Here is a 15,008-nt window from a genome sequence, read left to right on the forward strand (position 1 = left end):
ATTGTTTATTTCATGTTTCAGCAGTGACTATGTTCCATATCCTTTAGTTATAAAAAGCCTATCTCCTTTTCTTCTCTATATAACCACCTCTTTCAATGATTTTTGGACTCGTACCTACATTTGGCTTCTAGTCTGCTTCTATTTATCTATAGAATCTGAAAAATCAAACAAGTTGTTCCTTTTTCAGTAATTCCATCAAATTCACTTGGCTGTCAGCAACCACTTTGCGAATCTCTAATTCAATTCCCTGATCATGCAAATATTTGAACGCTGCAATGTCTTGCTCATCGACTGCAACTGCATTGGAAATCATTCGTTTACCGCTCGTGAAGCTCATACCACCGATATTCACTGAATCGAACACGACATTGCCCTTTACTACCCGCTGAACATCTTCTGGATTGGTGAACAGCAACATGACTTTCAATCCCTCAAACCGTTCATCGCCAAAGATCTCGATCATCTTTTCAACCGTAATGACATTGACTTTTACGCCTGGAGGAGCAGCCTGTACAAGTAACGCTTTTCTTAGTGTATCGTGTGCTACCGCATCACTAATGACTAAGATACGTTCTACATTGGTGCTTTTTGTCCAAACTGTAGCTACTTGCCCATGTATCAGGCGATCATCGATGCGTACTAAACGAATATCCATCATTCATTGTTCTCCTTCTTGCATTTTCGATTCTTTTCCACGAAATGTCTTTTTAAACAATCTTTAGTAATAAAATACTATGCTCTTTCATTTATTACCAAAATAACGACTAGCAAAAATCGATTATTTCCAAAAAATGTTTACTTGGCAATCATATGTAACTACTCACTCTATATTAAGCAAGTTTCGTGCCAATTTTAGTGTATTGTCTAAAAAAACCAAAAACTAAGGATTTATTTAAGAAAATACACAAAGAAGATACACTAAAATAGTGTATCTTCTTTGTGTATTGAGTCTAGTGTATTTTTTTCACCTTGCAGCTGATTTTGCTGTGTATTTTTGATCAATTGAATAATATAATAGATTTCTTCCAATGGTAATTCCAACTGAAAGGTTTGCTTTAGAAATAGTGCAGCTTTCGCTACTACTTCATAACTTGGTTCAGAGATAATATGATTCAATTCATCTTCAGTCAACGAAAGAGTTTCATGCTGCAGTACGCGCTCCAGCATTCCCGCTAGATGCATGATCAGATTCACATAGAATGTGTAATCCAGTTTCAAAGACAATTTCGTCCGAATGATATCAGCAAACTGCCATAGCGGATCGATTACTTTTTTTGGATTGATAAATGTAAAGCTTTCTTCCATATAATCTAGACAAGCTTGTCGTGCTGTCTGTTCATTCATTTCCTGTTGTTCCAAAGAGATTTCACTTTCCAGCAATAAACTCTCAATGATCGTTTCAGCCTCTCCAGAAAAAAAGTTTTCCATTGAAATAAACGGTGCAGAAATTTTAGGATCTATGATCCCCGTTGTCGCAATAACATGATATTTTTCCTGAATGATCACTAACTGCTCTCTCATATCCACAACGGATAAGGGCAATACTTCAAAATCCATTCCTAATTGCGGCGAAACTGCTGATTCGATCATTTCCTTCATTCGCTTAGCTGTTCCTTCACCTGAAGCACAAATAGCAATGATCACTCGTTTTTTCCATGATAGCGCCTGTTCATTTTTTCTTTCTTGCTGAATACCAGCGTATCCTTGGAAGTTTTTCAATGATTCATATAGTGTATCTAATTGTGTATCGATCAATGAGGTTTTTCTTGCTGTCTCTAAAACGATCGGTGTTGTCACCATATCGACCGTTCGAACATCGATTCCTGTCTGACGGGTTATTTCATCCGAAAATGTTGCTAGAGACCCCATATCTACTAAAAGAATCACACCGCTATCTTCATTGACCTCTTTTACCACATTGATAATTTGACGCAATGCTTCTTTTGGCTGCATTTCAAGCGGCATATCCACTGCTCTTAAGTTATCGACATTCAACAATTGAGAGACCACTTGAACCATACTGGTTGCTGTGCTCTTTCCATGAGCTGCTACTACAATACCGATTCGTCCAGCATCTTTATTTTCTCGCAGTGAAATCAATAAGACTGCTAAATAATAGGTTTCAAAATCCGGAATATTCATTTGGTAGCTATTTGCGATAATTCGCTTGATTTCCTGAGCTGTCTCAAATTCTAACGGATAATCCAGTACCATATTCCGAATGTTTTCATTCAACTGATGTTGCCGTTCTTCACCGTTTTGGATACGTTTTAAGAACGAGCTGATATGTAGACTCATCGCATAAATAAAGTTAGATTGGAAATTGTAATTCAGCTTCTGCTGCGCAAAGGCATAGATTTCTTTTGTCACGTCAATGATCCGTTGATCAACGATTTCCGCTAATTTATTTTCTGTATCAAATGTAAACCCATGATCTTTGTAAAAGGATTTTAAGTGGACATTGATATCTGTCGTGATAAAGTTGTTGATGGCTTCCTGCTCAAGACCATCTGCTTTCAATAACGCTGCTTTATCTCCAATGATTTCATACAGATTATACGGCAGCTCATAAGAATCTGATTGAATCGTTACCAATGGTTCATTCGGCGTCACAATCATTTGCGGTTCTAAATATTTTGATAACTCCGCCAACAAATCACGATTGCTTGCTAGTTGCATCATGCCTTCTTTGATGCTATCAGTCAGCTCGTCGATCGTGATCACTAACTCGTCTTGCTCAATATGATTCAAAAAGCCTCTTGCAGTCACTAGCTGAACATTGGACTTCAACTGACCTACATTTCCGTAAGAGACACTACCGATCAAAGCTTTGACCACATCTTCTGATAAAGAAATCGTCCGATGAATTCGAGAAGCTTCCATTGAAATCATTACTCGAAGCAGATCGATCTTTTCCTTTGCCGGCCGATCAATAAAATTGGGTAGTTGAATAATGATCGGAATTCTGCGGACAAATGTATTCAACAAGGAAGAGGTAGGATTTTCAGTTGTAGCACAAATGATCCTGACATCTGCATGCCGATTTTTGATCGTCTCCCCTAGTCGTGAGTATGTTCCATGATCCATGAAATAAAAGACCATTTCCTGTCCTTCCGGCGGCAAACGATGCACCTCGTCCAAAAATAAGATACCTCCATCTGCTTCATGGATGATTCCTTCTTTTGCTTTATTAGCTCCTGTAAATGCTCCTTCTGCATAACCAAATAAGTGTGACATCAATAATTCTGGGTTGTGCGCATAGTCTGCACAGTTAAAAACAACTAATTTCTTAGATGAGTCAATGACATGATTCAGTAAGGCAAATTGAAACATCGCATGAGCAAAGTAGGTTTTTCCAGATCCTGTTGGACCTGTGATCAAACAATTTAAGCCCTTTGGCGGATATAAAATAGCCGCTTTTGCCTGCTCTACAGGTGTTCTCATACTCCCTGTAGAACCAATCATCGCTTTGAAAATATCTTCACCGACAAACGTTTTAGTTGATTGCTGTTGTGTCACTGTTTCCTGTTCTTCCATCAAACTACGTTCACGATAGCTTTTCACAGGTTTAGACAGTGGCTGATATTTAAAAACAGCTTTATCTACATATTTAACTGGGCGTCCATCCGTTTTTTCCAATAACCCTTCTCTCACAAGCTGATTCAAATCTTTGCTGGCATTGGTTCTTTGTATATCTAGAGCATTTGAAACATCGCCTGTTGTCACACCGCTCCCTAAAGAAACATCATTTGGCATCAAATGTTCGGTCTGCTCTTTTACATATTGATAGATTCGATCGATCCGTTTCATTTTACACTCTCCTTTTTACACTCAAAGCCCCAAAACGATACACTAATTTTATGTGTATCATACAGTGTATCATAAAAAAAGTACACTAATAACCCTTTGAGTTGAATGTTCCACATGAAACACTGAAACTTTAGAAAATTTCTCCATTTGAATAAAAAGTACAGAGGATTTCTGAAAAAGTCTGAAATTCCTTGAAAAATCTAGGTTTCCTCGCTATAATGCAGAGAGGTTTAACTATTATATATGAAGCGAGGAAATCTATTGATTACTGTAAATGATGTAAGTTTGTTATTTTCAGACCGCAAACTTTTTGACGATGTAAATATTAAATTCACGCCTGGTAACTGTTACGGATTGATTGGTGCGAATGGCGCTGGAAAATCAACATTTTTAAAAATCTTATCTGGTGAAATCCAACCAACAACTGGAACGATCACATTGGGACCCGATGAACGTATGGCTACACTGAAACAAAACCACTTTGATTATGAAGATAATACTGTTTTAGAAACTGTTATCATGGGACATAAACGCCTTTATGAAGTGATGAAAGAAAAAGATGCGATCTATATGAAAGAAGATTTTTCTGATGAAGATGGAATCAAAGCTGCTGAACTTGAAGGTGAATTTGCTGAGCTTGATGGTTGGGAAGCTGAACCTGAAGCAGCTGTTTTACTTCAAGGATTAAACATTCCTGATCAACTTCATGACCAAAAAATGAGTGAACTGACTGCGGGTCAAAAAGTGAAAGTATTACTTGCTCAATCACTTTTTGGTAAACCTGATGTACTACTTTTAGATGAGCCGACAAATGGATTGGACACACGTTCGATCAGCTGGCTTGAAGAATTCTTGATCAACTTTGAAAACACCGTTATCGTTGTTTCCCATGACCGTCACTTCTTGAATAAAGTATGTACACACATGGCTGACCTTGATTTTGGAAAAATCAAATTATACGTTGGTAACTATGACTTTTGGTTGGAATCAAGCCAATTGGCAGCTAAGCTGCAAGCAAACGCAAATGCGAAAAAAGAAGAACAAATCAAAGAATTACAAGACTTTATCGCTCGTTTCAGCGCAAATGCATCAAAATCAAAGCAAGCAACTTCTCGTAAAAAGATGTTGGATAAAATCACATTAGATGACATCCAACCTTCTTCACGTCGTTACCCATTTGTTGGGTTCACACCTGAAAGAGAAATTGGTAATGATTTGCTGCATGTAGAAAATGTTTCTGTTACGATCGATGGCAAGAAGATTTTAGATAATATCTCATTTTCTTTAAGTAATGTTGATAAAGTAGCTTTCATTGCAGACAATGATATCGTCACAACGACACTTTTCAAAGTGATCATGGGTGAAATCACACCAGATACTGGTACTGTACGTTGGGGTGTTACAACCTCTCAAGCTTATCTGCCAAAAGACAACAGTAAAGATTTTGATACAGATTTGACGATCTTAGATTGGCTACGTCAATTTGCCAGCAAAGAAGAAGATGACAATACATTCTTACGCGGCTTCCTAGGTAGAATGCTCTTTTCTGGTGAAGATGTATTGAAATCAGTCAACGTTCTTTCCGGTGGTGAAAAAGTTCGTGTGATGCTGTCTAAATTGATGCTATCAAAAGCCAATGTTCTTGTTTTAGATGATCCGACAAATCACTTGGATCTAGAATCGATCACTGCTTTGAATGATGGCTTGATGGCTTTTACTGGCGCCATTTTATTCGCTTCTCATGACCACCAATTTATTCAAACATTAGCAAACCGCATCATCGCTGTTTCTGACAAAGGTGTTGTGGATCGTGCAGATACAACATATGATGAGTTCTTAGAAAATAAAGATGTCCAAAAACAATTGGATCAGCTATTTTCTAGTGAATACTAACAAAAAAGATCAAACGCTGAAAAACTGCGTTTGATCTTTTTTTTGTTAAATACTCGCTCCACCTCCGCCAGAGCTTCCTCCGCCTCCGGAAAAACCGCCACCAGAACTAGAACCTCCGCCGCCTCCCCATGAGCCGCCAGAAGAAGAACCGCCTCCCCAAGAACTGCCACTGTCGCCATCTCCTTTGCCGAAAATAGCTGACAATATCCAAATTGGAACCATCAACAATAGGACAAAAAGAAATTCACCGTCACCTGAATCCCAATTGCTTGAAGAAGTATAAATTACGTCATCATCTTCATTCTCATAAAATCCATCTAACTCAGTTTGACTCAACGCATGTTCATCAGTTGGATAGCCATAATCTTGATCGATCAAAGTTGCTACTGCATTAAATACATATCGTAACCCTTCATTGATCAGTACAGGATCTGAAGATTTTAATTTGTCTTTTTGACTGACTAAGATATTCATGGCCGTACTATCTGTAATCACATCTTCCAAACCATAGCCAATTTCGATCCTCACATTACGATCGCCATCATTTAAAGCATATAAAATCAAGATCCCGTTATCATGCTCTTTATTTCCAATTTTCCATTTGTCAAAAAGTTCTGGCGCATAACTATCAATACTATCGCCATTTGTTGATTCAATCGTTGCAAGAACGACTTGAGGATTCTCTGGTTGTTCTTTATAAAACTCACCTTTATTGTTAATAAGCTGCTTTGTATCTTCTGCCAAGATATTCAATTGATCTAAATAGAAATCTGTTGGTGCTTCAGGTAAGTTTTCCCCTTGACCATACGCTGTTATCGGTAATGCAATACTCCAAAATAAGAGTAAAAAAAATAATCCTCTATTCGTTATTTTTTTGATCTTTTTCATTGTGATTAACCCCTTTTTTGATTTAGCTCCTTACTTCCCTTCAACGCAACAACCCTTTTAGTAAGGAGCTAAATATAATGTGTAACGTAACACCATTGTAATATTAAAGAAATATTCTTGTAATCAGACTTTAGTCCTATTTTTAAGTATGATATAAAAAAGATGAAGCAAAATAAATGATTTTCCTGCTTCATCTTTTAACATTAAATAACTAATTATATTCTTTTTTTACCTCTAGAAAATACTGCTATACAGCCATTTCCTGTGTGGCTTGTAATTGTCGGACCTAATGGATGCAGGCGAATTTCTTTCACTTGAACCTGCGCTTCGATCAATGCTTTGACTTTTTCTGCACTCTCTAAATCCCCAGCATAAGCAATAAATAACCTTTGATTGATTGGATCGATCATTCCTTGAACCGTCTCATCAGCAAGTTTCTTCAACGCTTTCCCACGTCCGCGAACTTTTCCAATATTTTGCAGCTTGCCTTGTGCATCTACTACAATAATCGGTTTAACATTCATCAATCCGCCAATTGCTGCAGCTGCTTTGGAAATTCTGCCGCCACGCTCCAAATGTTTTAAATCATCTACCGTCACCCAAGAATGGACTGTCATTTTATTTTCTGACAACCATAATAAAATTTCTTCTAAGGAATGCCCAGCTTGTTTCAAGTCGATCACTTCGCTGACTAAAAGTCCTTCACCTAAACTGGCAGCTTTTGTATCGATCACATAGATTTCTGCTTCTTCAAACTCTTCCTTTAAAATTTCCACAGCCTGTTTGGCACTTTGATAAGAACCACTTAAGCCGGACGAAAAAGCTAAATATAAAATTGGCACTTGTTTTTCTACAAATGGACGGAAAAATTCAATATAGCGACCAACGTTTACTTGAGAAGTTGTTGGCATACCACCCGTTTTTATCTCCTGCAAAAACCAGTCATAGTCGAATGTTTTCCCCAAATCATCCACTAATTCTTTCCCGTTCAACTGGATCGTCATACTGATAAAATCAACATCATTTGCTTCTAAATATGTATATGGTAAGTCACAACATGAATCTGTCATTATCTTAAAAGTCATCTTTGATATCCCCCTAACTGTTTTTCTATTTTAACATATATTTAAAAGATACTCATGCTTTATTCAGGGAAGTTTCTTACTGAAAATGAACAAAAAAGAAACTGGGACATAACTCTACAAGTTACAACCCAGTCTCTTTAAAAGCAAATAAACGGTGGAAACAAAAGTGTCCAACTTCTTATCCTGTTTGATTAAATTTGAGCCCAAACACTTTCTAAAACGTTTGTTTGATTACGGTCTGGTCCAACAGAGAATGTTGAAATACGAACACCTACTAATTCAGAGATACGGTGCACATAGTTTCTAGCATTTGCTGGTAGATCAGCCAATGTTTTACAGCCGGTGATATCTTCTGTCCAACCGGGTAATTCTTCATAAACTGGTTTACAGCGGCTTAATTCTTTCAAGCTGGCAGGATAGTGATAAATCAATTCACCGTCCAGCTCATATGCTGTACAAATTTTTACAGTATCTAAACCACTTAATACATCGATTGAGTTTAATGATAGATTGGTGATACCTGAAACGCGTTTAGAGTGACGCATTACCACTGTATCAAACCAGCCGACACGACGCGGACGTCCAGTTGTTGTTCCGTATTCTTTTCCGACTTTACGAATCGTTTCTCCTGTTTCATCAAACAATTCTGTCGGAAATGGACCATCGCCCACACGTGATGTATAAGCTTTACATACACCAACGACTTTATTGATTTTTGAAGGACCAACACCGCTACCGATCGTCACGCCTCCAGCAACTGGGTTTGATGATGTCACAAATGGATATGTTCCTTGATCGATATCAAGCATAACACCTTGTGCACCTTCAAATAAGACACGTTTGCCTGCATCTAATGCATCATTTAAGATAACAGATGTATCTGTCACATATTGTTTGATTTGCTGACCGTATTCATAATACTCTTCGAAGATTTCTTCAAATGAAATCGGTTCGCTATCGAACATTTTTACAAATTGACGATTCTTTTCTTCTAAATTGATTTTCAAACGCTCTTCAAAAATTTCTTTATCTAATAAGTCTGCCACACGAATACCAACACGTGCCGCTTTGTCCATATAAGCTGGACCGATTCCTTTGATCGTTGTACCGATCTTATTTTCACCTTTAGCATCTTCTTGTAATTGATCTAGTTTGATGTGGTAAGGTAAAATGACATGTGCACGATCAGAAATACGTAAATTATCTGTTGTTACATTGTTCTCTTTTAAATAAGCAAGCTCTTTTACTAATGATTTAGGATTAACGACTACGCCGTTTCCTATCACACTGATTTTTTCTTTGTAAAAGATACCTGAAGGAATCAAGTGTAGTTTATAAGTAACACCATCAAATTTAATGGTATGACCTGCATTATCTCCGCCTTGATAACGTGCAATGACTTCAGCATTCTCACTTAAAAAATCTGTGATCTTCCCTTTTCCTTCATCGCCCCACTGCGTTCCGACTACTACAACTGATGACATTCGAACACCTCGTTCTAAATTATTTTGTCCTGATTCATTGTACCAGTAAAACGCAACGCTTTCAACAAAAAATCGAATATTATTATTTCAAAAAAACAAAAACAAAGCAAAACACGAACATTATTTTTTATACTAAAAAACATTCATTAAAAAAACGAAAATTCAAAACTTAACTGTCCTTTAGCAAATAAAAAATAAGCTGCCCATAAAGATCATAGACAACTTATTTAACTATACTTTAAAACTCTTCTCTCGGTGATAGCGACGAGAATTTATTATATTCTTTAATAAATAACAGTTCAACTGTTCCCCGCGCACCACTACGGTTTTTCTCAATGATAACTTCGATCACATTATCGATTTCCGGTGGTTCATGATCGCCATCTTCGCCGCCTTCACCACGCTCATAATAGTCATCACGATAAAGGAAAGCAACGATATCAGCATCCTGCTCGATCGAACCAGATTCACGAATATCACTCAATACTGGTCGTTTATCTTGCCGTTGCTCTACACCACGAGATAGCTGTGACAAGGCAATCACAGGAACTTTCAGCTCTTTTGCTAATTTCTTCAACTGACGAGAAATTTCAGAAACCTCTTGTTGTCGACTTTCACGTCCCGTTCCTTCAATCAGCTGCAAATAGTCGATCAGGATCAGACCTAAATTGCCTCTTTCCTGCGCCAGTTTCCGGCATTTTGCACGAATCTCTGTAATTTTGATCCCTGGTGTATCGTCAATAAAAATTTGAGCTCTGGATAAGCTACCCATTGCAATGATCAAGTTTTGCCACTCTTCTTCAGATAATTGACCCGTTCGCAAGTGACCAGCTTCGATCGAACCTTCTGCACAAAGCATCCGATTGACCAAAGATTCCGCCCCCATCTCCAAACTGAAAATAGCAACTGAACGATCTGTTTTGGTCCCGATGTTTTGAGCGATATTCAAAGCAAACGCTGTTTTCCCCACGGCCGGACGAGCAGCTAAAATAATCAATTCTTCTGCTTGAAGCCCTGCAGTCATCTTATCTAACGCTGGATAACCTGTCGGTAACCCCGTGATTTCTTCGTCATTTTGATACAGCTGATCGATGTTGGCAATCGATGTATTCAATACATCTGCAATCGATAAGAAGCCGCTTCTGTTTCGTTTTTCCGATACTTCTAGGATACTACGTTCAGCATCATCTAAGATCGTCTCGACATCTTCACCTTGTTCGAATCCTTTTGTTACGATCTCAGTAGCGGTCGAAATCAAATTGCGTAGTAATGATTTTTGTTCGACGATTTTAGCATAGTAAACGATATTTGCTGCAGTCGGTACGGCTAGTGCTAAATCTGATAAATAGCTTAAACCGCCAACATCCTCCAACAAATTCTCTTGTTCCAGACGATCCTTGATGGTAATGACATCAATTGCTTCATTCCGATCATTTAACGTGAGCATAGTTTGAAAAATCAATTGATGATTACGGCGATAAAAATCTTTTGGTTCTATGTACTCTAATGCATCGATAATAACCTCAGCATCTAAAAAAACCGACCCTAAAACAGCCTGCTCTGCTTCCATGCTATGTGGCGGTACTCTATCTTGCCATACTTCACTCATTTTTTTCTCTCCTATTTTTCTTTCACTAGAAACGATCGATCTTTACAGATACGATTAGTTCCACAACTCTCACTATATATTCATTCTGTCCAGTCTTTCTATTTTAACAATAATTGACTTAAATGTACACTGAGAATCACAGGTGCAGGCTTTTCATAAAAAGAAAAATAAGTGTTGCTCAAAAGTAAGAATCTCTTTTGAACAACACTCTAAAAGTACGTGCATAGTGAAACAAAATCAATTTTAGAAAAGCTAAGATATCTTTTAGTTTTCTTTTTTTAAGACTATTCTTCTACTACGTGTACTTTGATTTTTGCCGTTACTTCATGATGAAGTTTTACTGGAACTTTCGTATAACCTAGCGCACGAATCGGTTGAGACAACTCGATCTTACGTTTATCTAATTTCACCTTATATTGCTTGTTTAAGGCCTCTGCAATTTGTTTTGAGGGAATTGATCCAAAAAGCCGTCCGTCCTCTCCAGCCTTTGCTTTAAGCTCTACAACAGTCTCTTCTTTTTCTAGAAACTCTTGCATTTTTTTTGCTTCTGCTAAAACTTCTGCTTCGTGTTTATCCTGAGCTTTTTTCTGTCCTGCAAGAGCACTGATACTCCCCTTATTCGCTTCTTGAGCATAACCGTTTTTAATCAGGAAATTTTGAGCATAACCTGTTGGAACTTCTTTTACGTCACCTTTTTTTCCTTTGCCTTTAACGTCTTGCAAAAAAATAACTTTCATACTATTTTTCCTCCTCATTTTAAAAGCACGATCAGCTTATGGCGCTGAATCATACATTACATTGATATTTTGGTGTATCACTCTTAATAGCTGCTCTTTGACCTCAGCAACTGTTACATTAGGTAATTGTACCGCAGCGTTAGTGAAATGACCACCTCCGCCAAGATTTTCCATGATCAGTTGGACATTTATCGACCCATTACTTCTAGCACTAATCCCTATCTGCTTATCTGTACGTTTCGTGATCACAAAAGCAGCATTGATCCCAACCATTGATAATAAAGTATCTGCTGTTTTTGCAGCTGTCACACTATCATACTCTTTTTCTTCACTTCCAGTAACGATCACAGTATCAGATGTCACATACTCACTCTGAGCAATCAAGCTGTTCATTTCTAAATAGCTGGTCAAATCTGAGCTTAATAAATATTGTACTAAAGATGAATCCGCACTACAAGTTCTCAAATAACTTGCTACATCAAAGGTTCGAGAAGTTGTCCGTACACTAAAGCTTTTCGTATCAACAACAATTCCCGCAAGCAGCAATGTGGCTTCAAATTTGTCTAATCGTCTTTTTGAATTACTTTGGTATTCGATCAATTCTGTTACTAATTCTGAAGCAGAAGAAGCAGAAGATTCAATATAAGAAAGCAAAGGTTTTACAGGAAACTCATCACCACGACGATGATGATCGATAATAACGACTTTCTCAAATTGTTCGTACAAATCTTGTGAGATAGATAGTGAAGGCTTATGGTAATCAACCATGATCAACAAACTGCTATCCGTTTTCTTTTTCATCGCTTCTTTTGGCGTAATGATTTGTTCTGCCAAATCCGGATACTTTTGTAATTCACTCATGACTCTTTCGACATCAGGAATGCTTTCATTTTTATCTAATACGATCCAAGCGTGTCTATCATGGAATTTTGCTAAACGCGCCATACCAAATGCCGATCCTATAGCATCCATATCAGGATACTTATGCCCCATGATATAAACATCTGAAGACTCTGATAAGATTCCTTGGATAGCTGTACTCATTGCCCTAGAACGAACACGTGTTCTTTTCGCAACAGAAGCTGTTCTACCACCATAAAAAACCGGTTTAGCGTCATCTTTTGCTTCTTTTACTACCACTTGATCGCCGCCTCTAACTAAAGCAGTATCTAAATTCGTTTGTGCCGTATTTCCAGTTTGATTCAAGGTTTCTCCACCATAGGAAATCCCCATACTTAATGTAACTGAACTTTCTCGAGTACTTGATTCTTTTCTGATTTTATCTAATATCTGAAACTTTTCATCCATCATTTTTTGCACATCTTCAAGCTGTGCGATGAAAAAATATCGTTCGGCATTTAGTCTTTTATAGAAGACCTGATACTGATCCATCCAATCAGAAATCATTGTTGTAATGAAACTGTTCAAATACGAGATCTCTTTATCATCCAAATTATCTGTTATATCATCATAATTATCTACAGAAACAATTCCTATAGCTGTCTGCATACCCAATTTCTCTTGATACAAGTTACTCTCTTTTGTAATATCTTTAAACGTTATTGTATTTTGAGTAGTATCTATATTGAAACGATAGATATGTTCACCTACTTTGAAAATATCTTTACCTTTATCAGCAAGTGACAGATAATTTTGGATCAGTTCTGGACTGAGCAATGATTGCCCATCTTTTTTGAAGATGTCTTCTGCAAAAGGATTTAACCACTTGGCTTCCTTAGTATCAGGATCATAATTGATGATACCCACAGACACTTCATTAAAAGCATAATCTAATGATTTTTCAGCTATTCTGCTAGCGGCTCTAATCTTTTCCGTATTTGATATCTCTATTCGCCTAATTAGATAAATAATTCTATTTATCAAAAAAAGATTAAGCACTAATAATGCTAAAATAGATATGTATTTATTAGGTATAAAAAAGAGAATTAGAACTTCTAACAAAAAAAGAACGAATGCAAAACCTAACAGTTGTTTCATTCCAATTTTTCTCATTTAAGGACTCCCCCATCCTTCAAGCATACCGCTATTTTAGCATAAAAATGGAATTTCTGCGAACTCCATAATGTTTCACGTGAAACATTCCATAGATATCATAGCTGCCTTATTCAAATCATAACTAGTATTATTTCTTCAATTTTAGTTTGTACATTTAAGGTTACTTTCATGTAAAAAGAATAATTTGAAATTAAAAAAAGACCAAAGAAAATTAATTCTTTGATCTTTGTTTTCTATATTATTGCTCTTCACCAACGAATGGTAATAAGCCCATGATACGTGCACGTTTAATCGCGATTGTTAATTTACGTTGATTTTTAGCACCAGTACCTGTTACACGACGTGGCAAAATTTTTCCACGTTCAGAAATGAATTTTTTTAGTAATTCAACATCTTTGTAATCGATATATTCAATATGGTTTGCTGCAATATAGTCAACTTTACGACGTTTACGTCCGCCTCTTCTTTGTTGTGCCATTCTTATTCCCTCCTATCAAATTCGTTTAGAATGGTAAATCATCATCTGAAATGTCAATAGTCGATCCTGTTCCACCGAATGGATCAGCATCTCTATCAAAATCAGGCATACCGTTATTGCTAGACTGAGAGGATGATTGATTAAAATTGTTTTGTCCTGAAAAATTATTATTCTGTGATGGTTGGAAACTTCCGCCGCCGGAATTGTATGACGGTGCTGATCCTTCTTGTGTTTGTCTTTGCTCTGATGCAGAACGAGACTCTAACAACTGGAAATTTTCACAAACAACTTCAGTCACGTATACACGTTGACCTTGCTGATTTTCATAATTTCTAGTTTGAATACGACCTGTTACACCTAACAATGTACCTTTACGCGCATAGTTTGCCATTGTTTCAGCGGGTTTACGCCAAATCACACAGTTAATAAAATCTGCTTCACGATTTCCACTTTGATTCGTAAAGTTACGATTTACAGCTAAAGTAAATGTCGCAACAGCTGAACCACTAGAAGTATATCGTAAATCTGGATCTTTTGTTAGTCTTCCAACTAATACAACGTTGTTAATCATTTAAACATCTCCTTTCGTCAAATGAATGTTTCACGTGAAACATTCTTATTATGCTTCTTCCTTGATAATCATATGACGGATAATATCGTCATTGATTTTAGCAAGACGATCAAATTCATTGATTGCTCCTGCAGTTGATGGAGAAGATACTTTAACGATATGATAGATGCCTTCACGGAATCCGTTCATTTCATATGCTAAGCGGCGTTTTTCCCAATCTTTTGATTCGATAACTTCTGCTCCGTTATCTTTTAAGATTGTGTCGAAACGTTCTACTAAAGCAGTTTTTGCTTCTTCATCAATGTTCGGACGAATGATGTACATAATTTCATAATTCGTAGCTTGACTCATTGATTTTCACCTCCCTATGGACTTCAAGGCTCTTAGTTTGCTAAGAGCAAGGAGAGCGATCTAAAAAAATAGACTACTCACAATAT

At 37.1% G+C, this 15,008-nt stretch carries 12 protein-coding genes; 1 reads left to right on the top strand and 11 read right to left on the bottom strand.

Annotation, left to right across the window (positions count from 1 at the left end; all coding sequences use genetic code 11):
- Positions 1–163: 163 nt before the first annotated feature.
- Positions 164–658, bottom strand: a complete 495-nt coding sequence (locus H3T55_RS15580; RefSeq protein WP_087641651.1) for a mannose/fructose/sorbose PTS transporter subunit IIB — start codon at positions 656–658, stop codon at positions 164–166.
- Positions 659–918: 260 nt separating this feature from the next.
- Positions 919–3,810 carry a sigma-54-dependent transcriptional regulator gene (locus tag H3T55_RS15585; RefSeq protein ID WP_225535070.1) on the bottom strand — a complete coding sequence of 964 codons (2,892 nt, stop codon included), beginning with the start codon at positions 3,808–3,810 and terminating at the stop codon, positions 919–921.
- Between the two features lie 261 nt (positions 3,811–4,071).
- Here H3T55_RS15585 and H3T55_RS15590 point away from each other — a divergent pair, with 261 nt between their 5' ends.
- Entirely contained in the window at positions 4,072–5,703 is a 1,632-nt protein-coding gene (locus H3T55_RS15590; protein WP_087642051.1) for an ABC-F family ATP-binding cassette domain-containing protein, read from the top strand.
- A 45-nt stretch (positions 5,704–5,748) separates the two neighbouring features.
- Here the strand turns inward: H3T55_RS15590 and H3T55_RS15595 are convergent, their stop codons facing one another.
- The 9 genes from H3T55_RS15595 to rpsF all read right to left on the bottom strand — a co-directional run bounded on the left by H3T55_RS15595 (position 5,749) and on the right by rpsF (position 14,922).
- Positions 5,749–6,591, bottom strand: a complete 843-nt coding sequence (locus H3T55_RS15595) for a TPM domain-containing protein (protein ID WP_225535071.1) — start codon at positions 6,589–6,591, stop codon at positions 5,749–5,751.
- Between the two features lie 215 nt (positions 6,592–6,806).
- A complete protein-coding gene (locus tag H3T55_RS15600) occupies positions 6,807–7,676 on the bottom strand; it encodes a DegV family protein (protein ID WP_225535072.1) in 870 nt (289 codons plus the stop codon).
- A 191-nt stretch (positions 7,677–7,867) separates the two neighbouring features.
- Positions 7,868–9,160 carry an adenylosuccinate synthase gene (locus tag H3T55_RS15605; protein WP_087641647.1) on the bottom strand — a complete coding sequence of 431 codons (1,293 nt, stop codon included), beginning with the start codon at positions 9,158–9,160 and terminating at the stop codon, positions 7,868–7,870.
- A 238-nt stretch (positions 9,161–9,398) separates the two neighbouring features.
- A complete protein-coding gene (gene dnaB / locus H3T55_RS15610) occupies positions 9,399–10,769 on the bottom strand; it encodes a replicative DNA helicase (protein ID WP_069663267.1) in 1,371 nt (456 codons plus the stop codon).
- A 284-nt stretch (positions 10,770–11,053) separates the two neighbouring features.
- Positions 11,054–11,506 (bottom strand): 50S ribosomal protein L9, encoded by a 453-nt coding sequence (rplI, locus tag H3T55_RS15615; protein ID WP_087641646.1) that lies wholly within the window; start codon positions 11,504–11,506, stop codon positions 11,054–11,056.
- A 36-nt stretch (positions 11,507–11,542) separates the two neighbouring features.
- The gene (locus H3T55_RS15620; protein WP_225535073.1) at positions 11,543–13,519 is read right to left on the bottom strand and encodes a DHH family phosphoesterase; all 1,977 of its coding nucleotides are present in this window, start codon (positions 13,517–13,519) and stop codon (positions 11,543–11,545) included.
- 241 nt (positions 13,520–13,760) lie between these two features.
- Complete coding sequence (gene rpsR / locus H3T55_RS15625) at positions 13,761–14,000, bottom strand: 30S ribosomal protein S18 (RefSeq protein ID WP_087641644.1); 240 nt, start codon at positions 13,998–14,000, stop codon at positions 13,761–13,763.
- Positions 14,001–14,025: 25 nt separating this feature from the next.
- Positions 14,026–14,571, bottom strand: coding sequence for a single-stranded DNA-binding protein (gene ssb / locus H3T55_RS15630; protein WP_087641643.1), 546 nt, complete (start codon positions 14,569–14,571; stop codon positions 14,026–14,028).
- Positions 14,572–14,619: 48 nt separating this feature from the next.
- Positions 14,620–14,922: a 30S ribosomal protein S6 gene (gene rpsF / locus H3T55_RS15635; RefSeq protein WP_069663270.1), complete on the bottom strand. Its 303-nt coding sequence runs from the start codon at positions 14,920–14,922 to the stop codon at positions 14,620–14,622.
- Between the last annotated feature and the right edge of the window lie 86 nt (positions 14,923–15,008).

Source organism: Enterococcus sp. S22(2020), assembly GCF_020295385.1.
Taxonomy (GTDB): domain Bacteria; phylum Bacillota; class Bacilli; order Lactobacillales; family Enterococcaceae; genus Enterococcus_L; species Enterococcus_L dunnyi.